The organism is Fusobacterium sp. (genome assembly GCF_032477075.1).
GTDB lineage: Bacteria > Fusobacteriota > Fusobacteriia > Fusobacteriales > Fusobacteriaceae > Fusobacterium_A.
On record NZ_JAWDXO010000003.1, the window covers coordinates 52,094 to 76,877 of the forward strand.

The 24,784-nt window shown below is 28.3% G+C and carries 20 protein-coding genes; 4 read left to right on the forward strand and 16 right to left on the reverse strand.

The window, feature by feature from the left end; all coding sequences use genetic code 11:
* Positions 1-12: 12 nt before the first annotated feature.
* The 8 genes from E6771_RS02505 to E6771_RS02540 all read right to left on the reverse strand — a co-directional run bounded on the left by E6771_RS02505 (position 13) and on the right by E6771_RS02540 (position 11,715).
* Positions 13-1,509, reverse strand: a complete 1,497-nt coding sequence (locus tag E6771_RS02505) for a sugar ABC transporter ATP-binding protein (RefSeq protein WP_316089475.1) — start codon at positions 1,507-1,509, stop codon at positions 13-15.
* Complete coding sequence (locus E6771_RS02510; protein ID WP_316089477.1) at positions 1,500-2,654, reverse strand: hypothetical protein; 1,155 nt, start codon at positions 2,652-2,654, stop codon at positions 1,500-1,502. Before E6771_RS02510 ends, E6771_RS02505 begins: the two co-directional genes overlap by 10 nt.
* Positions 2,655-2,666: 12 nt before the next feature.
* Complete coding sequence (locus tag E6771_RS02515; RefSeq protein WP_316089479.1) at positions 2,667-3,578, reverse strand: BadF/BadG/BcrA/BcrD ATPase family protein; 912 nt, start codon at positions 3,576-3,578, stop codon at positions 2,667-2,669.
* Positions 3,579-3,587: 9 nt separating this feature from the next.
* Positions 3,588-4,637 (reverse strand): ROK family transcriptional regulator, encoded by a 1,050-nt coding sequence (locus E6771_RS02520; RefSeq protein ID WP_316089481.1) that lies wholly within the window; start codon positions 4,635-4,637, stop codon positions 3,588-3,590.
* Between the two features lie 225 nt (positions 4,638-4,862).
* Positions 4,863-6,278 carry an alanine/glycine:cation symporter family protein gene (locus tag E6771_RS02525; protein WP_316089482.1) on the reverse strand — a complete coding sequence of 472 codons (1,416 nt, stop codon included), beginning with the start codon at positions 6,276-6,278 and terminating at the stop codon, positions 4,863-4,865.
* 83 nt (positions 6,279-6,361) lie between these two features.
* The gene (glsA, locus tag E6771_RS02530; protein WP_316089484.1) at positions 6,362-7,276 is read right to left on the reverse strand and encodes a glutaminase A; all 915 of its coding nucleotides are present in this window, start codon (positions 7,274-7,276) and stop codon (positions 6,362-6,364) included.
* Positions 7,277-7,651: 375 nt separating this feature from the next.
* Positions 7,652-10,474 (reverse strand): DEAD/DEAH box helicase, encoded by a 2,823-nt coding sequence (locus E6771_RS02535; RefSeq protein WP_316089485.1) that lies wholly within the window; start codon positions 10,472-10,474, stop codon positions 7,652-7,654.
* Positions 10,475-10,635: 161 nt separating this feature from the next.
* Complete coding sequence (locus E6771_RS02540; protein WP_316089486.1) at positions 10,636-11,715, reverse strand: metallophosphoesterase; 1,080 nt, start codon at positions 11,713-11,715, stop codon at positions 10,636-10,638.
* A gap of 741 nt (positions 11,716-12,456) precedes the next feature.
* Here E6771_RS02540 and E6771_RS02545 point away from each other — a divergent pair.
* The 3 genes from E6771_RS02545 to E6771_RS02555 all read left to right on the forward strand — a co-directional run bounded on the left by E6771_RS02545 (position 12,457) and on the right by E6771_RS02555 (position 15,759).
* Positions 12,457-13,641: a hypothetical protein gene (locus tag E6771_RS02545; RefSeq protein ID WP_316089488.1), complete on the forward strand. Its 1,185-nt coding sequence runs from the start codon at positions 12,457-12,459 to the stop codon at positions 13,639-13,641.
* Positions 13,642-13,678: 37 nt separating this feature from the next.
* Entirely contained in the window at positions 13,679-14,749 is a 1,071-nt protein-coding gene (locus E6771_RS02550) for an iron-containing alcohol dehydrogenase family protein (RefSeq protein ID WP_316089489.1), read from the forward strand.
* Positions 14,750-14,838: 89 nt separating this feature from the next.
* The gene (locus E6771_RS02555; protein WP_316089490.1) at positions 14,839-15,759 is read left to right on the forward strand and encodes a carbon-nitrogen hydrolase family protein; all 921 of its coding nucleotides are present in this window, start codon (positions 14,839-14,841) and stop codon (positions 15,757-15,759) included.
* Positions 15,760-15,840: 81 nt separating this feature from the next.
* Here E6771_RS02555 and E6771_RS02560 read toward each other — a convergent pair whose 3' ends face one another.
* From E6771_RS02560 to E6771_RS02590, 7 genes are all read right to left on the reverse strand, one after another.
* Complete coding sequence (locus E6771_RS02560) at positions 15,841-16,338, reverse strand: GNAT family N-acetyltransferase (RefSeq protein WP_316089491.1); 498 nt, start codon at positions 16,336-16,338, stop codon at positions 15,841-15,843.
* A 76-nt stretch (positions 16,339-16,414) separates the two neighbouring features.
* Complete coding sequence (locus tag E6771_RS02565; protein ID WP_316089492.1) at positions 16,415-17,743, reverse strand: Na+/H+ antiporter NhaC family protein; 1,329 nt, start codon at positions 17,741-17,743, stop codon at positions 16,415-16,417.
* A 349-nt stretch (positions 17,744-18,092) separates the two neighbouring features.
* Complete coding sequence (locus E6771_RS02570; protein ID WP_316089493.1) at positions 18,093-19,556, reverse strand: sulfatase; 1,464 nt, start codon at positions 19,554-19,556, stop codon at positions 18,093-18,095.
* 24 nt (positions 19,557-19,580) lie between these two features.
* Positions 19,581-19,985, reverse strand: a complete 405-nt coding sequence (locus E6771_RS02575) for a hypothetical protein (protein ID WP_316089494.1) — start codon at positions 19,983-19,985, stop codon at positions 19,581-19,583.
* Between the two features lie 10 nt (positions 19,986-19,995).
* Positions 19,996-20,802, reverse strand: coding sequence for a PTS system mannose/fructose/sorbose family transporter subunit IID (locus E6771_RS02580; RefSeq protein ID WP_316089495.1), 807 nt, complete (start codon positions 20,800-20,802; stop codon positions 19,996-19,998).
* The gene (locus tag E6771_RS02585) at positions 20,795-21,586 is read right to left on the reverse strand and encodes a PTS sugar transporter subunit IIC (RefSeq protein WP_316089496.1); all 792 of its coding nucleotides are present in this window, start codon (positions 21,584-21,586) and stop codon (positions 20,795-20,797) included. Before E6771_RS02585 ends, E6771_RS02580 begins: the two co-directional genes overlap by 8 nt.
* Before the next feature lie 22 nt (positions 21,587-21,608).
* Positions 21,609-22,088 (reverse strand): PTS sugar transporter subunit IIB, encoded by a 480-nt coding sequence (locus tag E6771_RS02590; protein WP_316089497.1) that lies wholly within the window; start codon positions 22,086-22,088, stop codon positions 21,609-21,611.
* A gap of 325 nt (positions 22,089-22,413) precedes the next feature.
* Here E6771_RS02590 and E6771_RS02595 point away from each other — a divergent pair, with 325 nt between their 5' ends.
* Positions 22,414-23,175, forward strand: coding sequence for a DeoR/GlpR family DNA-binding transcription regulator (locus tag E6771_RS02595; protein ID WP_316089498.1), 762 nt, complete (start codon positions 22,414-22,416; stop codon positions 23,173-23,175).
* 40 nt (positions 23,176-23,215) lie between these two features.
* Here E6771_RS02595 and citF read toward each other — a convergent pair whose 3' ends face one another.
* Positions 23,216-24,766: a citrate lyase subunit alpha gene (gene citF / locus E6771_RS02600; protein ID WP_316089586.1), complete on the reverse strand. Its 1,551-nt coding sequence runs from the start codon at positions 24,764-24,766 to the stop codon at positions 23,216-23,218.
* Between the last annotated feature and the right edge of the window lie 18 nt (positions 24,767-24,784).

Genomic DNA, 24,784 nt, shown 5'->3' on the forward strand with positions numbered 1-24,784 from the left:
AGATCCTCCATCCTAACCATTTAATGCCAAATAGTTTATTTTTTCTATATTTATATCATTTCCTCTAAGTTCATTGATAAAATTTCCTCTCTTTAATACAAGAACTCTATCTGCTATTCTTTCTACTTCTCCAAGATCAGAAGATATAAAAATTATTCCTACTCCTTTAGCTGCATAATTTTCAATTACCTTAAAGATATCTTCCTTGGCATTTACATCTATTCCTTTTGTTGGTTCATCAAATATCAAAATTTTTAAATCCATATCTTTCCATTTTGAGATAACTACTTTTTGTTGATTTCCTCCACTAAGACTTGATACTTTCAAATCATAATCTGAAACTTTTATTGAAAGATCTTTTATTGATTCCTCAATATGTTTATTTTCTTTTTTACTGTTTAAAAGAATGCCAGATAGCATATTTTTTATTTGTATTAGTGTAGAATTATCTTTTATTGTATGTTTCAATATAAGTCCAAAATTCTTTCGATCTTCTGGTATTAATCCTATTCCATTTCTTATAGCATCTTTAGGATGAGAGAATTTTTTCTTTTTTCCATCAAGATAAATTTCTCCTTTATCTATCTCTCTTGCTCCAAATATACATTCTGCTAATTCACTTCTTCCAGAACCAACTAATCCTGCTATTCCCAAAATCTCTCCTTTTTTTACCTGAAAAGACACATCTTCTAATATATTTTTATACTTCAGTTCTTTTACTTCAAGAATTACTTCATTTCTATTATCTTTTTTTTCTCTTGTATTTCCTTTTTTAACTGCTTTTCCTGTCATTAATTCTACTACTTTATCTTTTGTAAGATCTGAAACTTTTTTAGTAGCTATAAATTTTCCATCTCTCAAGACACTTATTCTATCACAGACTGAAAATACCTCCTCAAGCATATGAGAAATATATATAACTGTCTTCCCTGCTTCTTTTAATCTTCTTATAACATCAAACAAAGATTTTTTCTCTTTTTCTGATAATGAAGTAGTTGGTTCATCCATTATTATAATATCTGAATCATTTGCTACAACTTTAAGTATTTCTATCATCTGTTGTTTAGATATACTCATATTTCTAGTTATTTCCATAGGATCAATATCAAAATTTAATTTTTTACATAACTCTTTAAATTTTTTAATCATGGCACTATCATCAGTAAATACACCATATTTTTTTATCTCATTTCCTACAAAAAGATTTTCATAGTTTTTAAGTGTTGATACAAGACTTAATTCTTGATATATTATACTTATTCCTTTTTTTTGTGCTTCTAAAGGTGTTTTAAATTTTTCTACATTTCCTTTATATATAAGTTCTCCGCCATTAGCTTCATGTACCCCACATATTATCTTCATCAAAGTAGACTTTCCAGCACCATTTGCGCCTATTATTGCATGAACTTCACCTTTTTTTATTTCAATATTTATATTTTTTAAAACTTCTACTTTGGAAAAAGATTTGCTTATATTTTTACAATTTAGAATTACATCTCCTAATCGCATTTATCCTCCTTTTCCAGAAATATCTTCAAATGTTCTTCTGGTATACTCATTAAATCCCATGAAAGAACTATTCCTTTTGAATCCCCTTCTTCTAAAATATCAAATACCTCTTTTATATATTCTTCATTACTCAATGCAATATTTTCTTTTCTATTGAAATCTATTCCCAGAAATATATTCTCTAAATTTTTAGACAAATATTTTACTTCCTCTGTCATCTGTTTTTTTCCTATATTATCTTTTAAATCTTCTTCTCCTATAATCTTTAAAAGAAACTCCCCAGCTTCTTTATTATACATCTTTTTAAAAGTTTGAATTTCAAAGGGTATTCCTGCTGGTGCATAGGTTCTTCTATAATACATTGGTTTAATAAAATCTGCTTTTTGGTTGAGTCTGATTATATCCTGTCCAAAGAGATAGGAAATGTCAGAAGCATATGTATCTAAACCAACTTCTAATCCTTTAGTTTTGAAGAAATCAATAAGCTCATTTATTTTTTCAACTATTGAATCATTTTTAAATTGAAAATATTGATTCATTTCCTTATTTTTAAATTTATATCTGAAATTTTTATACTTTTCTATCTCAAGAGGGTTACTTTCTAGTTTTTCAAAACTTTGCTCAATATATATTTTTAATTTCTCTACATCTATTCCCTTTTCTCTCATTTTCTCTATACATACAGGGCAAAAACAACTAAATACAGCTTTTCCTCCATTTGAAAATGCTGGATACCTTATTTTATCAAGAAAAACTCCATCTATTTCATAATCTGAAAACTTATCATTAAATATTTCTTTTATATTTTTAATATTTTCAATAGTATTAGGACAATAAAATTCAAAATTTTCCCCTTCTTGAAATGAAAAGTTTTCTATTCCCTCTTCTTTACAGTCTAATACTTTACTGAATTTTTTATAATAAGATAGTTCTGAAAACACTGGAAACCAAAAATATAGTTTTGTTTCATAAGGTCTTAGAAATTCTTTTAATTCTTTGTATAATTCTTTATTTTCATTCCACCCTATAATAATTCCATCTATTTTTTTTATCTTCATTATTTTTAAAAGTTTTTCTTTCAATTTATTTATATCTACTTCCAGATTTGAAAATCCTCCAGAAAATACCTGCAAATATTTTTTCATTTTCACCACCATCTAGATATTTTTATTCAGATAATTAAGTCCTATATTTATTCCACCATCAACAGGTTCATATTTATTAGTAACTAACTTTATCTTCCCTTCTAAATTGTATTGTATTAGTTTTTCTTTTATTTTAGAGGTAACTATTTCATTTACAGCTACTCCTCCGGATAATACAAGAGTATACATATCTTTTTTTATAATCTTAGATATCTGTTTAATCATTTTTGTAAGTTCTTCTGCTGCTTCATCTAATATTTTTTTACATAATAATGTATCTTTTTCTTTTATAACAAACTTTGCTACACTTGCTATTTTTTCTGTTGTATCATATTTTTCAACTATTTTTTCCAGTTGTTTCCTTTTATCATTAGCCAATATTTCTATTTTATCAAAAGAATCATCCTTTTCTTCCATATCTTCTAAATAAAGGATATATTTTTCAAGAAATTTTCTTCCAATCCAATATCCTGATCCAAGATCACTAAGTTCTTTTCCCCAACCTCCAACTCTTACTACTTTTTTTTCATCAAAAGCAAAACCTATAGACCCTGTTCCAGATACAATAACTCCACCATCTTCAAATGGACATATTGCTCTGAAAGCTAATTCTGCATCATTCATTATTACAAAATTCTCTTTTATTCCAATATGTTCAAGCAGTTTTTTAAAAAGATTATAATCTTCAGCAGTGTCACAACTTGAAAGTCCAAAAACAAAATATTTTATGTCTTTAAAACTAATATTTTTTTTACTCATTATTTCATTAATATTTTCTTCAAGATTACTTTTAACAGCATCTATTCCAATATTTTTATAATTGGTGCTGTTTCCTTTAATATATTCCTTACAGTTATTCTCTATTTCATAAAGACAATATAAAGTTTTACTTCCTCCCCCATCTACTGATAATATATATTCCATTTTTTACTCCTATTTTCCTATTATTTTTAAATCCTTATCACTTTCTTGAAGAGCTAATTTTAATGCACCTTTCATTCCATTTTCAATATCATTGCTGTCAAGGATAATTTCTGGCATATTTTTTTCTCCAAGTCTTTCAGATATCTTTTTGATTATATGCCTTAATAAACTTTTCTCTATTTTTAATATATCACTGCTTAGCACTATTATTTCTGGATTCAAAACAGAAATAATTATCATAAGTATAAAAATAATCATTTTTTCAAATTTTTCCATATCTTTTCTTTTTATTATTTCTTTATAATCATCTTCTAAAGTTTTTTCTTCTGATATAGGAAGTTCTCCTATTTCACCAGAAAAATTAGATTTTCCTTTATGAAGTTTCCCATCAATTACAGTTCCTGTTCCTATACCAGTTCCCATATAAATATATACAAGATTTTTAGCATTAAATTCTACTTTGTCTATAAGACCAAAAGTCACCAAATTTGCATCATTTTCTATTATTACTGGTATATTATATCTTTCTTCTAATACTCTTTTTAAGAAAACTCCATTAAATTTTCTCAAAGTATATACATTATTAATACTTCCATTTTCTTCTGTTATTCCTGCAATTCCAATAGAAACAGCTTCTATATTCTCTTTACTCTTAGATTCATTTATTATTTTATCTAAAACTGAAATTAATATTTTCTCATCACTATCTTCTTTCAATTTTTTTACTTTCTCATTCTTTATTTTTCCAATAAGATTATATTCCCTTACTGTAAGAACTGTTCCTTTAAAATATGCAGCTATATATGATACATGATCACTATTTATTTCATAAAACACAGGCTTTTTTCCACTCCCTTTTACCTGTATCTCTCCTTCAAATATCTTCACTATCTCTTTTTCAAGAAGTTCATCTACACATTTATTTACAGTTGGCAAGCTAAGCCCTAATATTTTTGACAGTTCTGGTTTTGTTATAGGTGAATGTCTAATAATATTTTTTCTAACTAAAGCCATATTTATTTCTTTTATTATTTTAGGTTTTCCATTAATAGTCATCATTATTCTCTCCTTTCATTTTTTAATAAAGAAAGTTTATTAATTAATATAAGTATACTCTATGATTTTTTTATTGTCAACTATTTTATGATTTATTTTTAAACAATTTCCCTTATATTAAATCAAAATTTAATATTGCACATCATAAAATGAATTAATTTTTTATTATAAAATATAAAAATCCACAAGTAATTATACTTGTGGATTTTATTATTAATATATTTATTTTTATTCATCCCAGCATTCAGCATTCTTTAATCCCGGAATTGATGAAGTCTTAAATTGAGGGTTTAAACCTTTTTTCTTTTGAGTAATATAATCTTTAAGAGCTGCTATGGCTACTTTATAAAGCAATGCTATTACTACTAGATTCATTATTGCCATAAATCCCATAAATAAGTCTGCCATATCCCATACTATCTGGACTTTAGCAAGGCAACCAAACATTACCATGAATACAACAAAACATCTATAAAGATTCAGCCAAATTTTATTACCATTTAGAAATTCAATATTTGTTTCTCCATAATAATAATTCCCTATAATAGATGAAAATGCAAATAGAAATATGCATACAGCAATAAATATACTTCCCCAAGAGCCTACCTGTGAAACAAGTGCATCCTGTGTCAGCTGTATTCCATTGGACTCTCCTTGTAAATCTACTCCAGACATTAATATTATAAAAGCTGTTGCAGAACAAATTAATATAGTATCTGTAAATACACCTAAAGTTTGAATAAGGCCTTGTTTTACAGGATGTGTAACATTTGCTGTTGCTGCAGCATTGGGAGCACTTCCCATCCCAGCTTCATTGGAAAATAATCCTCTTTTTATCCCCTGCATAATAACAACTCCAAGTCCTCCACCTACTGCTTGTTTAAATCCAAGAGCATTAGAAATAATAGAGTTTACAACTGATGGTATCATTGTAAAGTTTTTTATTAAAACAAATAATGCTACAAATACATATGCAACTGCCATTACAGGAACTATGTATTCCACTGCATGAGCTATTCTTTTTACTCCACCAAATATAATAATAGCAGTAGCAGCAGAAATTGCTATTCCCAAATATAATCTGTTAATATTAAAAGCTTTTTCAAATGCAAATGATACAGTATTAGCTTGTACTGAATTGAATATAAGACCAAAAGTTATAGATATTAATACAGAAAAAACAATTCCCATCCATCTCTTCCCTAGAGCTTTTTCCATATAATAGGCAGGACCACCTCTAAAATGATCTCCTTCCTTTACTTTATATACCTGTGCTAATGTACTTTCTATAAAACTTGAGCTAGAACCGATAAGGGCCATAACCCACATCCAAAAAATAGCTCCTGGTCCACCTATAACAATAGCTATAGCCACTCCTGCCATATTTCCAGTTCCTACTCTTGAAGCTGTTGAAATACAAAATGCCTGAAATGATGATATTCCACTTGAACCATGTTTTTCATTAGAACTTTCATTCTTCATAGCTCCTTCTCCAAGCAGTCTAAACATTTCTCCAATTAGTCTAAATTGAACAAACCCTGTCTTAAATGAAAAATATATTCCCAATCCTACAAGAAGTACTATTAATATATAAGACCAGATAAAGTTGTTCAGCCAGTTAAAAGCATCATACAAAAAAATCATTCTTTCCTCCCATACTAATATTTGTTTATTTAAATATCTTTTATTTTATCATCTTTTATTCTCTTAAACAAAATTTTTCATAATTAAAATATTGTAAGATTCAATTCATTGGAAAGATCTCCTAATAAAAGTACTCCAGCTATTGAGTTTCCTTTTTTATCAAGAGAAGGTCCATATACTCCAATTCCCATTTTTCCTGGTACTACAGAAAGTATTCCTCCCCCTACTCCACTTTTTGATGGTATACCTGCTCTCACAGCAAACTCCCCTGAACTGTCATACATTCCACAAGTTACCATAAGAGTTTTTACAATAGTGGCTATTCTGGGAGTAATCACTGTTTCCCCTGTACTTAATTTACCATTATTTGCTAAAAACAGTGCTGTCCTTGCCAGAGTTTTAGCAGTTACTTCTATTGAACATTGTTTAAAATATATGTCTAATGCATCTTCTACATTTCCTTCTATTATCCCTTCACCCTTTAAAAAATATCCCATTGCTCTATTTCTATTTCCAGTTTCAGATTCTCCACAGTATATTTTATAATTTACATCTAAAGTTTCATCTTCTGATATTTTTCTAAAAAATTCTAAAAGTCTTTGAAATCTATCCCTTACATCTCTTCCTTTTATCATTGAAGCTATCACTATAGCTCCTGCATTTATAAGAGGATTATAAGGCTTTCTTCTGCTCGAAGTTTCTAGTTTTTTAATGGAATTGAATGGATCTCCAGTAGGTTCCATTCCAACTTTAGAGAATACATATTCTTCTCCATTATCTAATATAGCCAGCATCAATGTCACTATTTTAGAGATACTCTGTATTGTAAATTTTGTATCCCAGTCTCCTGAACAATATTCATTTCCTTCTACATCTATAATATATAATCCTAGTGCATCTTTTTTAGCTTTATCCAATTCTGGAATATAACTTGCAACTGTTCCTAACTTTGTTTCAGCCATATTTTTTCTGACTAGCTTATCTAATAAATCTTTCATGAATTCCTCCTAATATTATAAAGTTTTTTATAATTTTCTAAAAAATAAAAAACACTCTTTTATAATATAAACTTAGTGTAATATTTTGTCAATAATTTTTCACTATTAATACAATTTATAGAATATAAATATTATATCTAAATAAATTTATATTTTATATTCTCTTTTTATTTTTTTATAATATTTTTTCTTTGTTCCATGTATATTTTAAATATATTTTATCAATTTATTCCATGAATATTGTTTCAAAACAAATTTTTTCTTAAGCAAATGAAAAATTAGATTTATTTAATCAATTTAATATTTATATAAAATAAATATTCTTTTTATTTCAATATATCTATAATTTTTTTATAAATTTCCTAATATTCCTTCTCAAATTTGCAAGTAGTCAAAAAGTTCCTTTGGAACTTCATTTTTTAATTTCAATTCATATTCTACATGAGGTATTCCTTTTTCAGTAAAACACTCTTTTGCTTTTAAAACTTTTTCAATTTGCCCCAAATAATAAAAGCTTTCTCCTGAACTCTTTTTTGTAAATATTTCTAAAACATAATTATTTTCTGCTATTTTTCCTTCAGCTGTCAGTTTATTACCTCTGCTCAGACATCTGTTATTTTTAGAAAACCATGGAAATCTCTGTTGGTCTAAAAATTTATTATCAAAAATACTGGAATCTTCCATTGTCACAAACATTACAACTTTTTTTTCTTTTTCAAAAACAGTATACCCACTTACCTGATATCCATTATTAAAATCCAGATTCAGCTGCCAAAATCCCTCTTGTTTTGTATACTGCTTGTATTTTTGAATTGACTCTTTTCCAGATTGTTTATAATTTTTTTCAACATATCCCAAATTATATTTAATCAAATCTTCTATTAATTCTCTGAAATATTTGTTATTCTCATATCCTATTTTAAAGAATTTATTTAAATTATATTCTCCATCAATTTTTTCTAAAATAGGTTCAAATTCCTTCATAGTAGAAAGACTTGTAAAAATTTCTTTAGAAAGATGTTTTATTCCATTTTCTATATTTTCTTTTTGCTGTTTTATTTTATATTTCCTATCTAAAATATTTTCTATTTCTTCTACTGAAATCTTTGTATTTTTAATACTTTCCCGTAATATTATCATTTCATGAATTCTCTTTGCTGGAGTAAAAAAACTTGATAAGAAAGTTAAAAAATTCTTTTCTATTTCTGATAAAATTCCAAATTCTGTACTAGGCCTTAAAGCTTTCAAGACACTGTCATAATCTTTTCTAAATTTTAAAATTACATTTGGTTCTATCATATTTCTTGTAAAGAAATCATTTAACATTGGAATTTTTCCAAGTTGTTTTTCCAAAAGATTAAAATCATGTTCTATATTTTTCTTAGTTGAAAAATTGGTTTTATTTATATTTTCAAATATTCTTTCTTTTACTATTTCTTCAAAAGAAATTGAGCTTTCCCCTGGAATCATATTTGTTCCATTCAAAAGAAATTTCTTCATAAAATCTTTATCAAAACTATTATTTTGAGAAATTGCAGTTGGTATCAAAAAGTTTTTTTCATAATTTCCTATAAAATCTAAGACTACAACAAACTCTTTATTTTCATTTTTTCTTAAACCCCTTCCTAATTGTTGAATATATACAATAGAAGATTCTGTAGGTCTTAAAAGAATAATTTGATTTACACATGGAATATCAATTCCCTCATTAAAAATATCTACAGTTATGATGTATTCTATCTCTCCATTTTCTAATTTTTCAATAGCATTCTCTCTTGAATTATCTCCATGCTCCCCTGTAAGTGCTATACTTTTTATTCCTCTTTCATTAAATTTTTCTGTAAGAATATTTGCTTCTTCCACTCGTGATACAAACATCAATCCATGAAGTTTTTCTCCACTGTATCCATAATATCTACTTTTTTCAATTATATGATCTATTCTTTGTTCTAAAGTAAGGTTTTTTATAGAAGTTTTATTGTCAATACATTCACCATCTATTGTTATATCTGAAACTCCAAAATAATGAAATGGACACAGCAGATTTTCTCTAAGTGCGTCATAAAGTCTTATTTCATATGCTATATTATGGTCAAATAATTTATAAATATCAAAATCATCACTTCTTTCTGGTGTTGCTGTCATTCCTAATAAAAAATCTGGCTTAAAATAACTTATTACACTTTGATACGTTTTAGCTCCACTATGATGAACTTCATCAATTATTATATAGTTAAAATAGTTTTTAGGAAATCTCTCTAAATGTTCCTTTTTATTTAAAGTTTGAACCATAGCAAATATATAATCTGCTTCTGCAATATTTTCCTCTCCATATATAGCCATTTTTTTATTTTTTATAATGCTTTCAAAAGTATATTTAGCTTTTTTTAATATAGTTTTTCTATGAGCTATAAATAACATTTTTTCTGGTTTTACATTTTTTACATCAAAGGCGCTTAAATATGTCTTTCCCGTTCCAGTTGCACTAATCAATAAACCTTTATCTTCATTTTCTCTCAATATCTTTAAATTTTCCAATGCTTCTTTCTGCATAAAATTGGGTTTTATATCTTTTATAAATAGAAAATTTTGATTTTTTTCCTGAATTTTAGAATAATCCTTTGAAAGTTTATATACTTTTTCATAATTTTCTACCATTTCTAAATCCAATTTTGGAAGTTTTTCAAAAATTTCTTCAAAGCTATTTAAAATATCTTTTGTAATCCTCCCATCTTCTAAAGAGTTTATTTTTAAATTCCATTCAAAATTTACTGTTAAAGCTGTCTGAGTCAAATTACTGCTTCCAATTATCAAAGTCCAAAGATTCCCTTTTCTGAAAAAATATCCTTTAGCATGAAACTTTTCTTTAGATAATATTTTCAATTCAACATTTTTATATTTTAAAAGTCTTTTTAATGCTTTTGGTTCAGTAAAATTCAAGTAATCTCCAGTAAGAATCTTTCCTCTCACATTTCTATTTTCAAGTTCTTTCAGCTGTTCTAAAATTAAGGATAAACCTCCCTCTGTTATAAATGCTACTGAAATTATAAATTCATCACAATTTTCTAGTTCCTTCCTCAAATTTATTACTATTTTTTCTTCTTTATTACAAAGCAATTTATGCTGAAAATTTTGACTTGATTCTATATTTAAATTTATTGAACTTGTTTTAAAACTTTCAATTAAACTTTTTTCCACATTTTCCTCCTTGAATATTCCCTATTGCCTAAATAATATTTTATCATTTTATGATTAAATTTAATAGAAGGTTTAATTTTAAAAAAAGTTATAAATTAAAAAATGAGGAAAACTAAATAAGCAGAAACATAGTCTTTAGCTGTCCTCAAAATTTATTAAAATTATTTTATTTTTATAATAACAATTTCTGACTGACTTCCTATACGAATAGGAGGACCCCAAGTTCCATAACCAGAAGAAACTATAATATTTGTGTCTTCAATTTTTTCATGCCCATAGTCTATTTTAAAAATCTTTTTAGTAAAAATTCTTCCTGGAAACATTTGTCCTTTATGAGTATGACCTGATACTTGCAGAAAGACTCCATTTTCTACCGCTTCTTCAATAGTATCTGGAGTATGCTGTATAAGAACTACAGGTTTATCATCCTTTCCATCTAATATTTCCTTAATTGGTTTTTGTGAAAAATTATCTCTCCCAGCTATATAAATCTCATTATTTATCAGAATTTTTTCATCTCTCAATACAATAGTTCCTGCATTATTTCTAAGTATTTCTGTAAGCATGGCAGCTTTACTTCCATATATATCGTGATTTCCAAGAGTAAAATAAGTTCCATAAGTACTTTTTATATTTTTTAATTCATTCAGCATATTTTTTTCTAAAACAGGCTCTAAATACATATCTATTAAATCTCCAGCTATTAGCACTATATCTGGTTCTAAAGAATTTACTTTGTCTATCATCTTTATAAATGAAGCATTTTCATTTATATATCCCAAATGAACATCTGAAACTAAAACTATATTCATGGGAGCTGTAACTTTTCCTTCACTGTCTATTTCATATTCTGTTACCATTGTATTATGTTTATAGAAAGTTCCTATTCCCAATATGATAAAAATTATTATAAATGCTGGTTTATATAAATTAAAATTTAATTTATACTTGAATATCATCTCTATTACTAAAACTAAAAAATATACCATAGCTCCATAGATAATAAAAGCTAAATAATAATAAACTATATATGAAAGGATTTTATTACTTATATATGAAAAATTATTTACAAAATATGAATTAAAAAACTGATATCCATATAAAAGTATAGTCATCATTAAAAATAACACTATTATAAAGATTTTTTTATCAGAAGGAAATACATATTTAACCGTCTTTTGCATAACAAAAAGGCAAAATGCAAAAAGTGTTGCTGATAAACCAAGAAAAAAATAACTCATTCATTCAACTCCTATTCAACTAAACTTTATAAAATAAATATTTTTATTTAATGAAGTGTACCATATGAAGTTAGCTCCATGTCAAGAATATTTTTCATATTTTAAAAACAAACTAATTTTTATTAAATTGAATAGTTTATCAGGTATTTTTCTTTTAAAATGTTTTGTAATTTATTCAAATATTTAATTATATTCTAAACCAAATAATTTAAAAGAAAAAAGATTGTTTCACAATTTTAAATCTAATATAATTTCTTTTTACTTATTGTAACAATTTATTTTCTTTAAATATATTTTTAAAAAAATACTTGCATTTTATTTTTATATGTTGTATTATTAATCAATTAATTTTTTCAAAAATAATTAAAAAGGAGAAAATACAATATGTTTATTTCTAATATGACAAACCTCATACTCAGTTTATTGGTTATAACTCTTATAAGCAATATATTTTTGAGTGTGAAAAATCATATTAGGAACTCCCTCTAATTTTATTATATAAAATTTTAAAGTTTGAAACTTGGAGACAGCCTGATTTGAGGCTGTCTTTTTTATTTATAAAGTTTTTCAGGGGGGGAATTAAAATGAGAGCAACAATAATATTTAAAAAAATTTTTAAAGAAAAAAATATAAATGAAATAATAATAAAATATATAAACTTCAAATCAATTTTACTCTATTTCTAAATATTAACTATAAAGGACATTAATATTTAAAAATATAAAACAAAGGAGAAGAATTATGATAAAAGAAAATAATAACTATACTAAAATCGGATTTGGAGCAATATTTGCAGTAGCTAGTGTCTTATTCAGTTCTCATGCAGGTGGAGGTTTTGCCAGTGGTAATCAGGCTACTCAGTATTTTGTAGGTAATGGTGTCTGGGGAATCATTTCAGCTATAATAGCAATGGCTCTTTTAGCTCTTACTATAAGAGAATGTATCATTATGAAAAACTCAAGAAATTTAAAAAATTATAAAGAACTTTTTGAAACTCTTTATCATCCTTTTGATAAGTTGGAATGGTTATTTGAAATATATTTTAATATTATGGTGATATGTGCAGTTGGAGCAGTTATTGCTGGGGCAGCTTCTTTAATTTCAGCCAATGGAATTATGGGATATAAAATGGCTGTAATGGGAGTTGGAGCTATTCTACTTGTTATGACTATATTTGGCTCTAATTTAGTATCTAAAGTTTCTACAGTGATGTCAATATGTATTTTAATATCTACTTTTATAATATTTTTCATGGGAATAAAAGCTAAAGCACCAGAAATATCTATAATTTTTTCTCAGGGATTTTTTACTGACAATACTATAATAAGAAAATCTATCCTTAATGCTTTTACATATGCTGGTTTTCAATCTGTTGTTATTCCTACAATGATAGCTTGTGGAAAACAGTTAGGAGATAAGGAGAATGTTTCAAAATCTATGATAATAGCTTTTGTGATGAATTCTATTGCTCTGGGAATGTCCGTAGTTATGCTGTTGGGATGGTATGGTGATTTTACTCAGGCTGGAGCTACTACATTGCCTTCTCTATACATATGTCAACAGTTAGATGCTAATATTTTATACTGGTTCTATAATATTGCTTTGTTACTATGTTTCATATCAACTGGAGTAACTACTATATATGGTTTTGTTTCAAGATTCTCTTCTATAAAAGTTATGGAAAAAATTGAGAAACCTATTATAAGAAGGATCATAACTTCAAGTTTCTGTATGATTATATCTATGAGTGTATCAATGATAGGTCTTAGCAAGATCATAAAATATGGCTATGGTTATTGTGGATATTTAGGTATTGCAATTATTATAATTCCATTTTTAACAGTTGGTGCCTATAAAAACAGAAAATATGCAGCTGAAAATAATATTGTAATATCTGTAAAAAGAAAACAGGCTTTTGCTGAATAGTAAACACATATAAATTTGAAAAAAAGGAGAATTATAAATGAATACAAGAAATATATTTTTACCAAATTACAGTATTGGAGAAAATCCCTATAATGAAGTTCCTTCTATTTGTGAAGCATATGGAAAAAAAGTAGTTTTTATAGGTGGAAAAACAGCTTTAGCTAAAGCTAGTGATATAGTTAAAGAGGCAGTAAAAAACAGTAAGTTAGAAGTTATTGATACTCTCTGGTTTGGGGGAGAAGCATGTTATGAAAATGTTGAAAAATTAAAGCAAGAAAAATCAGTTATAGAAGCTGATATGGTATTTGTTTTTGGTGGAGGTAAAGCAATAGATACTTGTAAGTGTCTTACTGGAGAGCTAAAAAAACCTCTCTTCACTTTTCCAACTATATCTTCAACTTGTGCATCTGTTACTTCTGTTTGTGCTATGTACAATGAAAATGGTTCTTTCAAAAATCTTTACTGGAGATTTGCTCCAGCAGAGCATACTTTTATAAGTACAAAAATAATTGCAGAAGCACCAGAAAAGTATCTATGGGCAGGAATCGGAGATACTATGGCAAAGGGATATGAGCCAGAGTTTTCTTCAAGAGGCAAATCTTTAAATCACTCAAATGCTCTTGGAGTTACTCTATCAAAATTATGTCAGGAACCTCTTGTTAAGTATGGAAAAAAAGCTCTTGATGACTGTAAAGCAGATAGAGTATCCACTGAACTAGAAGAAACAGTTCTTGCTATAATCGTCACAACTGGAATTGTTTCAAACTATGTAATAAATGACTATAATAGTTCTCTGGCTCATGCATTATGTTATGGATTCTCTACTATTCATCATGTTGAAGTCAGTCATTTACATGGAGAAATTGTTTCTTATGGAGTTCTTGTATTGCTTATAGTAGATGGAAGAACTGATGAAATCAATAGAATAATACCATTTTATAAGAGCATTGGACTTCCTGTATCATATAAAAATCTTGGTACAGATGAAAAAGAAATGGAAATTGTTATTCAAAAAGCTGTAGATGTTCCTGACTTAAATGTCTCTGCTTTCCCTGTTACAAAAGAAATGATTTGGGAAGCTGTCAGAGAACTGGAAAATTTTAAATAATAATAGAAATAACTGCCATTCCTTCAGTATTTCTGATATAATAAATAATATAGAAAGCTTGATAATATTCTGATTTACAAGGGGGAAAAATGAAAGATTTAAATAGCAAATGTAAAGTTGCTGTAGTACAAGCTGCTCCAGTGATGTTTGATAAAGACCTCTGTACTAAAAAAGCTGTTAGTTTAATTCAAGAAGCTTCAAAAAAGAATAGTGAATTAATTGTGTTTCCCGAACTGTTCATTCCTGGATATCCTTATGGTATGACATTTGGTTTTACCGTAGGAAGCCGTAATGCTGATGGACGTAAGGACTGGAAGATGTATTATGATAATTCTATTCTGGTTCCTGGTATAGAAACAGAATGTATTGGTAAGGCAGCTAAAGAAGCTAAAGCCTATGTGAGTATTGGAGTTTCTGAACGTGATCCTGTTACAGCTACTCTTTACAATACAAATCTCTTTTTCTCTCCTGATGGAGAATTAATTACTGTTCATAGAAAATTAAAACCTACTGGTGCAGAGCGTGTTGTATGGGGAGATGCAGATAAAGATTATTTTCCAGTAGCTGATACTCCTTGGGGAGTAATGGGAAGTTTAATTTGCTGGGAAAGTTATATGCCTTTAGCTAGAGTTGCTCTATATCAAAAAGGAATTACTCTATATATTTCACCAAATACCAATGATAATGAAGAGTGGCAGGCAACTATCCGTCATATAGCGATTGAAGGTCACTGCTATTTCATTAACTGTGATATGTATTTTACAAAAGATATGTATCCTGATAATTTACATTGTCCAGAAGAAATTGCAAAACTTCCTGATATTGTATGCCGTGGCGGAAGTTGCATTGTTGATCCCTATGGACATTATGAAACAGAACCTGTATGGGATAAAGAAGCTATTATCTATGCTGAACTGGATATGGAAAAAATCCCTATGAGTCGTATGGAATTTGATGTTTGTGGGCATTATTCAAGACCTGATGTTCTTGAATTAAAAGTTAAAGAATAATTTTATAATTATAAAAAGGGGCTGCAAAAGTTTTGCAACAGCCCCTTTATTTATAGATATATTTTCAACTATTTATGTTTCTTATTTTTCAAGATTTAAAAACATATTATTCCACTTTGCTCCTCCATGAGAAGAAGCAGATACTCCTTGATTTTCAAAACCAAATTTTTCATAATATCCAATCAAATAATCCTTACATGTCAATATAATACCCTTTTTATTTCTTTTTCTACTTAAGGATATCATATATTTCAGCAATTCTCCAGCTACTCCTTTTTTTCTATACTCTGGCAGTACATCTAATCCAAATACTGTCTGATAACCTCCTGCTGCTTTATGCAATAAGGTATTGTGATACAATTCATCTGGAAGCTCTGGTTTATCTGTTGTACACCCATTTACAAAACCAATAACTTTTCCATTTTCAACTGCCACTATAAAATTCTCTCCAAAAGCTTCAAATCTCTTATAAATATCTTCTTCTTTTGCTGCTTCAGCAGCTGGGAAACACTCCTGTTCTATTTTTACTATTTTTTCTACATCATTTTTTTCAGCCATTCTTATCTCTAACATTTTCATTATGTATGACGGACAATAGATTATTCATCATACTCCCTCCTTTTTCATAAATTTTATTATATATTTTTATCTTCTCTTAAATTTCTTTTTCTTTTAAAATAAATCTATAATATATATATGTACAAATTGGGATCAGATATATATAAGCTGCAAAAGGTATGAATTTAATACTTCCTATTCCCAGCATTGTACATGGAAGATAACATGCTATATTCCAAGGAATGATTGCAGGGAGAACTATTGCTGAATTTTCTATATCTTTTGCCAGATGTATTCTTTCTATTTTCTTTTCATCATAAACTTTTTCTACAATGTTTTCAGTCATTATAACTGCAATAGTCTGATTTGCTCCTACCATTCCAGTGATAAAGCTTACAATTACAGTATTTCTGAATAAATCTGCTCTTGTTTTTACATTTGTTATCTTATTTTTTATATAATGAAGTATATTTAACTGTTCAAAAATTCCAACAAGAGAACAGGAAATAACTATAAGAATGGAGGCATTGAGCATTGATAGAACTCCTCCACCTTTTATAATCTTCTCTAGAGAAGTTCCATTAAATTTATAAAATCCTAAAGTTAAATATTTTATTACATCTATAAGCTCTTCTTTTTGAATTATTACAGCTATAACTGAAGCTAAAATTATACTTATTCCCATAGAAATTCTTACATTTATTCTTAAAAGAGAGAAAATTACAATTGATGCTACTGGTATGAAGATAAACCTTATATCTAAATTATATGTATTTAAAATAAGTCCTGAAATACTATTTTCATTTGTACTTAGTACATAATTTCTAGACAGAAATATATAAAACAAACTTGTCAGAAGATATGGTATCATCATCGATTTTACCATATTTTTTAAGTTTGAATATATATCTATTCCTGCAAGACTGGCAACTAAATTAGCACTAGATGAGAGAGGTGACCATCTGTCTCCGAAATAAATTCCAGAAATTATTGCAGCTCCTACAATATTAACATTTATATTTCCACTTCGAGCTATTGCCATAAGAGCTATTCCTATTGTGCTTGCTGTTCCAAATGAACTCCCCAGGAAAAAAGCTATTATGCTTGTTATGAGAAAAGAAAAGAATATAAAAAGACCTGGATTTATAAATTTTATTCCAAAATATACAATACCAGGAATTGTTCCAGAAGAGAGCCAACTAGCTGTTAAAGCTCCCACAAATATAAATATCATTAAAACCACTTTAGATTTTTTACTATACTCAAAAGAGATGTCAATAACAGAATTCAGTGTATTACCTTTTTTTAGTGCCAGTAAGGCAAATCCCATATACACTATAAAAACTATTATTCCAAGAGTAAATTTATTTACTGCAACATATGAGAATAAAAAAAAGAACATAAATAAAAATAGAATTTTTTTCATACTTCTTTCCCCCCTTGAGTAAAAGCACATATATTTATGAAATAATTATAATTCATTCTATCACTAAATTCAATTATATTTTAGTCATAAAAAAAATAAATTTCTGCCATTGTTGCAATAATCATGAGTAATAAAGCAATAATAGAAAAGAATATAAAAAAAGAGGGTATGAATAACCAAAAATTTAATTAAATTTCCAATAATTAAGCAATTGATAATTTTAACTGCTGTAATTACTTAAATACAACAGTAAAACTGTTGTATTACTCTTCTACTAGAAAAGTTCTGAAATTATATTTCTGTTTATATATTTTCCATATCCTCTATATTTTATTAAAGTTTATATTTTTTATTTACTTAATCCTAATCTTTCCCATTGCTCTTCAGGAGCATCGTTTTCTTTCAATGCTTTTGAAAGTTTTCTTTCCATGAGTTTGATAATTTCTGAATCCTTTATATCATTTTTTTGTTTATAATCTTTTTTTATATCAAAGAGATGATCTTCCATAATATAAGAAAAATCACTTACAAGAGCATTCTTCTCAGCTGGTACTTTATAAACTGGAAAATCTACATTCTTCAAAAAATGTCCGCATTCTATTTTTTCTGGAATATCTTTTCCCAGCCAGTTTCTTATTGTTGTAAGGGAAGTGGTATATTCATAACATTTTGAATTATCCCTTGCTCCTCTCATATAAGTATACTGCCCATCATAAATATTTACAGCTAATCCAAAACTTCCATATAATAAAAATTCTTTATTCTGCTCATTTTTTTCTACAATGTTTCTAAGAGAACCTCCAGTTACACTATTTGGAATTTCCAGTGACTGATAATCTAAAACAGTAGGCATTATATCTATGTTTTGTGTCAATTCTGATTTTCTTTTTCCAGAATGATTATTATTAGGAAAATGAACTATTAGAGGAATATTAGCAAGTTCATTGTATGCTGGCATATAACTTTTTCCAAGATATTCTCTTTCTCCTAAACAGTATCCATGATCTGTAGTAAATATAATCAGAGTATCTTCATACATATTATTTTCTTTCAATTTATTAATAAATTTTCCAAAGTGAACATCTGACATTGTAACTAATGCTTTATACCTTTTCTTTAAATGTTCCATAGCCTCTTTTGTTTCCACATCTATTTTTTTATATTTTGGTAAATCAAAGTGTGGTCCTTTATAATCATCTTTATATAATTCTAAATATTTTTCTGGTATATCAAAGGGCTCATGAGGGTCAAAAGTTTCTACCATAAGAAAGAAATCTTTGGCATTTTTATTTTCCTCTACCCAATTCATAGCTGCATCAAAACATTTAACACTTGGAAAATCTTTTTCCTCTTTAAATCTTGTTCTATTACACTGGTACTGCCTCTTTACATCTCCAAAATATTTTTCCGGCATATAAGGATCATCTATCAATGATATCCATGGGTCACTTTCCTGACCTCTAAAAAATTCATATGTTGAAAACTGTTGGCAGTAATTTTCTCCACCTATTCTAAAATAATGAGCATGGTCTGTTATTATATGTGATTTTATTTTTTTATTTTCTAAAACTTTTGGAAGAGTTTTATCAAATATTTCTATTGGCCCCCATGATCTCTCTAAAAAATTTAGTCTTCCAGTAAAGATATCTCTTCTTGCTGGCATACAAGGCATACTTCCTGTAAAATGATTTTCAAATACACAACTTTCCTCACTGAATTTCTTTATATTTTCTGTAATACAGTCTGTATTTTCATTATAGCAAGAAAGATAATCTCTTCTTAAAGTATCCATTAATACTACAATTGTTCTCATAATTCCTCCAGCAAAATTTTATCATTATTCATCATTACTATCTTCTGCAGCCATACATTCATTTACATATACAATAGATTCTCTAGATTCTTCAATCATTCTATAAATATCCTCTTTTTTTATATCTTCATCTATTTCTGTTATTACAGAAAGTATTACTGGAAGATTCATTCCACATATTACATGTACTTTATCACTGCAATATGGGAAAAAATTTTGAGTAACACTCCCCCCTAGTATATCTGTAAAAACAAAAACTTCATCATCTTCTTTAATATTATCCATTATTTCTTTTATCTGTTCCCGAATATCCCCATTATCCAGGTAGGCACTTAATTCATAAATACCAGTAAACCCTGTAAGAAATTCAACCGTTTTTTTCATACCAAATGCTAATTTATGATGTGAAGCAATAACAATTTTTTTCAATTTTTTCCTCCTAGCCTAATATTTTAAAATAAGCTGCGAACATACTAAAAATAATGACCATTAAGATTATTCCTGTTATTCCTATTTTTTTCATTCTTAATACTCTATAAATTCCAAAAGTTATAAGTACTGGAACCAAAGCTGGTAAAATTTTATCCAGCATAGGCTGAATTGCCATTGAAACTTCACCATATTTTATTACCATAGGTATTTTTATATTTACAACAGAAGAAACTAATGATCCAACAACAACCAATCCCAAAATAGAGGCACATTCTGTCAATAGAGCAACTTTATTTCCAAAAGTTGTCACTAATTTAATTCCCTGATTATATCCTAAATGTATAAATCTGAATCTCATAAACATAAATGCTATATTTATAATAATCCATGCAATTACACCAGTGGGATTATTTTCTAAAGCCATATATCCTGCAATAGATCCAATAATTGTAGGAATAAGTACCCAGAATATTGTATCTCCCACTCCAGAAAGAGGTCCCATCAGACTTGTTTTTATATTCTGAACTATCTCTTTATCTTTTATCCCTCCATTGTCTTCAATGGCTAAGGTCGCTCCTAGCACTAGAGGTGCAAGCCATGGCATGCAGTTAAAGTAATTAAAATGATTCTGTATTGATGCCTGAAGTTCATCATCATTTTTATAGATTTTTCTCAATGCAGGATATAGCGAATAAACCACAGTTCCTGCCTGCTGATATTGATAGTTATATGTATTTACAGCCATAGGCATCCATCTCATTATAACCTTATTTAAATCTTTTTTATCTAAAATTGCTCTAGTTTCATTATTCATCTTCCAATCCTCCTACATTAGCAACATTATCAGACGATGTCCCATTTACTCCCATTTTACTTTGATTTTCACTATAATATTTCATTGATGCTATCAGTCCTATTATAGTCACCCCTAAGATTGGAACTCCTAAATATGCGGCAAAAAAGAACCCCAAAAATAAATAATAAACATATTTTCTTACAGGCATATAATTTAACAGCATTGCTATTCCCACAGCTGGTAAAACTCTTCCAGCTATAGTCAAACCTGAAATAAACCATGATGGAGTTATTGCCAATATTTTATTTACTATTTCTGGCCCCATACTGATAGCTAAAAATACTGGAATCGCTGCTGTTAGTCCTGTAATTAGTGGACCTACCATTAATATTTTTATCATTTTTCCAAAATCTTTTTTATTTGCATAATTTTGCGATGTACGCACTACAAAACCATTTAAAATTTTAGCAAAAACATCTAATTGAACTCCCAGCATGGCTACTGGCAATCCTATTGCAAGTCCTGCTTCCATTCCTTTTCCTGTTACAACTGCTATTGTAGTGGCTATAATTGCAGCTGTTGAATATTCAGGAACACTGCTTCCACCTATGCTTGCTACTCCCAATGACATTAACTGTAAAGTTCCTCCAATGTAAAGAGCAGTCTGCATATCTCCCAATATAAATCCCATTAAAAAGGCTGGTATAATTGGCCATCTCAATCCAAAAGTCATACCATACTTATCTACAGGAACCAAAAATGCCAATATAGTTATAATGATAACCTGCCATGCTGATAACATTTTTTTGACCTCCCTTTGATTTTTATTTTTCTAAAAAGTTTTTAAATTGTATTATTGTGTCTGCTGGTATATATTGGATTTCTATAGCAGTTCCTCTGTCATAGATTTCTCTGTATAGTTTCATTTCTTCTTTTGTTATAGTTGCCTGTCCTGACAATTTTATTTCATTATTTTTTTCTGCTGTTGCTCCTATATTTAATTTAGATATCTTAATTCCTGCATCCAGTAATTCAAGTATAGTTTGAGGATTTTTCACTATTAGAAATACTGTTTGTCCTGTATATTTTCCATTTTTATAATTAGTAAGGGCTGTTTCCAGACTTATTATAGATAGAGCACAACCAGCTGGCTTTGCCAGTTTCATTCCATTTTTTTTAAGTTCATCTCCAGCAACTTCATCATCTATTATCATGACTCTCATTGCTCCTACACTTGGTGACCATTGTGATGCTACAATTCCATGAAGTAATCTGTTATCAATACGAGCTAATTTTACTTCCATAAATCTCCCTCCTGAAAATATAAGTTATTTTACTTTTTCTAAGTATTTCCCAATTTTATTTTGGTTATTTTCAACCATTTTTATTATAAAATAATTATATCACAACTTACTTTTTTGTCAATAAAAAACTTCATTTTATCTGATAAAATGTAACTATACTGAACTTAAATATCTATTATTTTTCATTTATAAAAATTAAAAATATTGTAATTCCACTTTCTTATATGGTTATTTTCATTCATATTTTCGATTATTTTATGAATAGATTTATTTATTTATTCATGTTATAATAGTGTATAAATTATGTTAGGAGGGAATCTTAAAAATGAGATTTAACGAAAGAAAAGCCTTAATAATAAATACACTGAAAAAACAGCAGATACTATCTTTTCCTGAATTAGAACTTCTTTTAAGTGTTTCTCCAACTACAATAAGACGTGATCTTACGGCACTAGAAAAAGAAGGTATTCTTTCACGTTTTCATGGTGGAATAAAGAAAAATAATGGAATTATTGAGCAATCAATGAGTAAAAAACAGTCTTTAAATATTGAAGCAAAAAAGAAAATTGGAAAAATAGCAGCTTCTCTAATCCATCCAAATGAACTGATTTTTATAGGTTCTGGTTCTACTACTTATTATATGATTAACTATATAAAAGATACTTCCATTACTGTAATAACAAATGGTATTCCCCATGCAGAAGCCTTAAATGCAAAAAATATTCGTGCTTTTCTGTTGTGTGGTTTTTTAAAGGATAAAACTCGTTCTGTAGTTGGAAAAGAAACTAATAAATTAATTGAATCTTATCATTTTGATCAGGTGTTTTCCAGTGCTAATGGAATGAATGCTGATTTTGATATTCTTTCTACTGACGAATATGAGCATAATATAAAAAAATCTGCTGTCAGCAGAGGTAAAGTTTCATATATTATGATTGACAGTTCTAAATTTAATAAAACTGCCATGTATACTCTTCCAAGAAATAAAGATACTTATATAATTACAGAATCACTTACTGAAGAACTTAAAAAAATTAAAAACGTTATTACTCCTTCAGAAAAAGAAACTAAAAAGAAAGTAAACTAACATAAAAAAGAGGATGTCAGAAGTGCATCCTCTTTTATTCTTATTTAGCTTGTCTTACTACATCTATTACAGTTCCATCTCTATATTCTACAACAGCTACCACTGTTTCAGATAGTGAAGTTTTTTCTGGAACCCCTGTCAGTTTTTCAATTTCTTCTTTTAACTGTTCTATAGTTTTCAACTGAATTCCTGCTTCTGTCAATATCTCTATCAGTTCTCCTCTCTTAGGATTTACACAGATTCCTCTTTCTGTTACTAATATATCAACTGTTTCACCAGGAGTCACTACAGTTGTTACTCTATCTGTAACTATTGGAATTCTTTTTCTCATAGTTGGAGCTACTACTACTGTTAATTTCGCTCCAGCTGCTGTGTCTGGTGCCCCTCCTAATGCTCCCATTATTATTCCTGTTGACCCAGTCAGCGAATTTATATTATAATCTGTATCTATTTCTGTTGCTGACAAAATCATTACATCCAGTTGATGAGCACTGCAGCCCTTATTATGTGGATTGGCATACATAGAAGCTGACATTTCTATATGAGCTGGATTTTTTAGCATTGATTCTGCTGCTGCACTGTCAAAACTCTGAGTATCCAGTAAAACCTCAAAGTATCCCTCTTCTAAGAACTCAACCATAGCAGCTGTTATTCCTCCAGCTGCAAATGATCCCTTTATATTATTTTCATACATATATTCTTTCAAATACTTACATACTGCCAGAGAAGCTCCCCCAGAACCTGCCTGAAATGAAAATCCATTTTTAATATACCCAGTTGCTGTCAATACCTCTGATGCTTTTTCAGCAATTAAAAGTTCCTGTGGATTCTTAGTTATCCTTGTTGCTCCAGTTGCTATCTGTTCTGGATCACCTATCGATTCAATTACTACTATATAATCAATCTGAGTCATAGGAATACTGATTCTCTTTAATGGAAAAGGCATTAAATTATCAGTTATTGCCACTGCTTTTTCTGCATATTGAGCATCTACCATTGGATATCCCATAGCTCCAAATGCTGATTTCCCTTCTGCACCATTCATATTTCCCATTCTATCACAAGCTGGAGCTGCTATAAATGCCACATCTATTTTTAATTCTCCTGCTTCTATAGCTCTTGCTCTTCCTCCATGAGTTCTAAATATCACAGGTCTTCCCAAGATATTATTTTTAGAAATCTCTTTGGCTATCTCTCCCCTCAGTCCTGAAGTATTTATCCCAGTAACCACCCCATTTCTGATGTGTTCAATTAATGGTTCATGTGCTTTTGTCAATGATGAGCAGACTAAATTAAGATTTTTTATTCCCATCTTGGCAATTTCATCCATTACCATATTAAGTACATAATCTCCATTTCTTAAATGATGGTGAAAAGAAATTGTCATTCCATCTTTTATTTCACATTTTTCTATTACTTCTTTTATTGAACTTAATATTTTTGAATCTCCTGGTTTAGAAAAACTTTTTAATGGAGCATATTTTCTTCCTGTTGGTTCTGTAGCAAAAGGTCCAGCATAGGGTTTTACTTCTCCATATCCTTCAATATAATCAGGAATCTCTCTTTTAGCTTTATTCTTTATTTTTTTTATCTCCACTTTCTTTCTTCC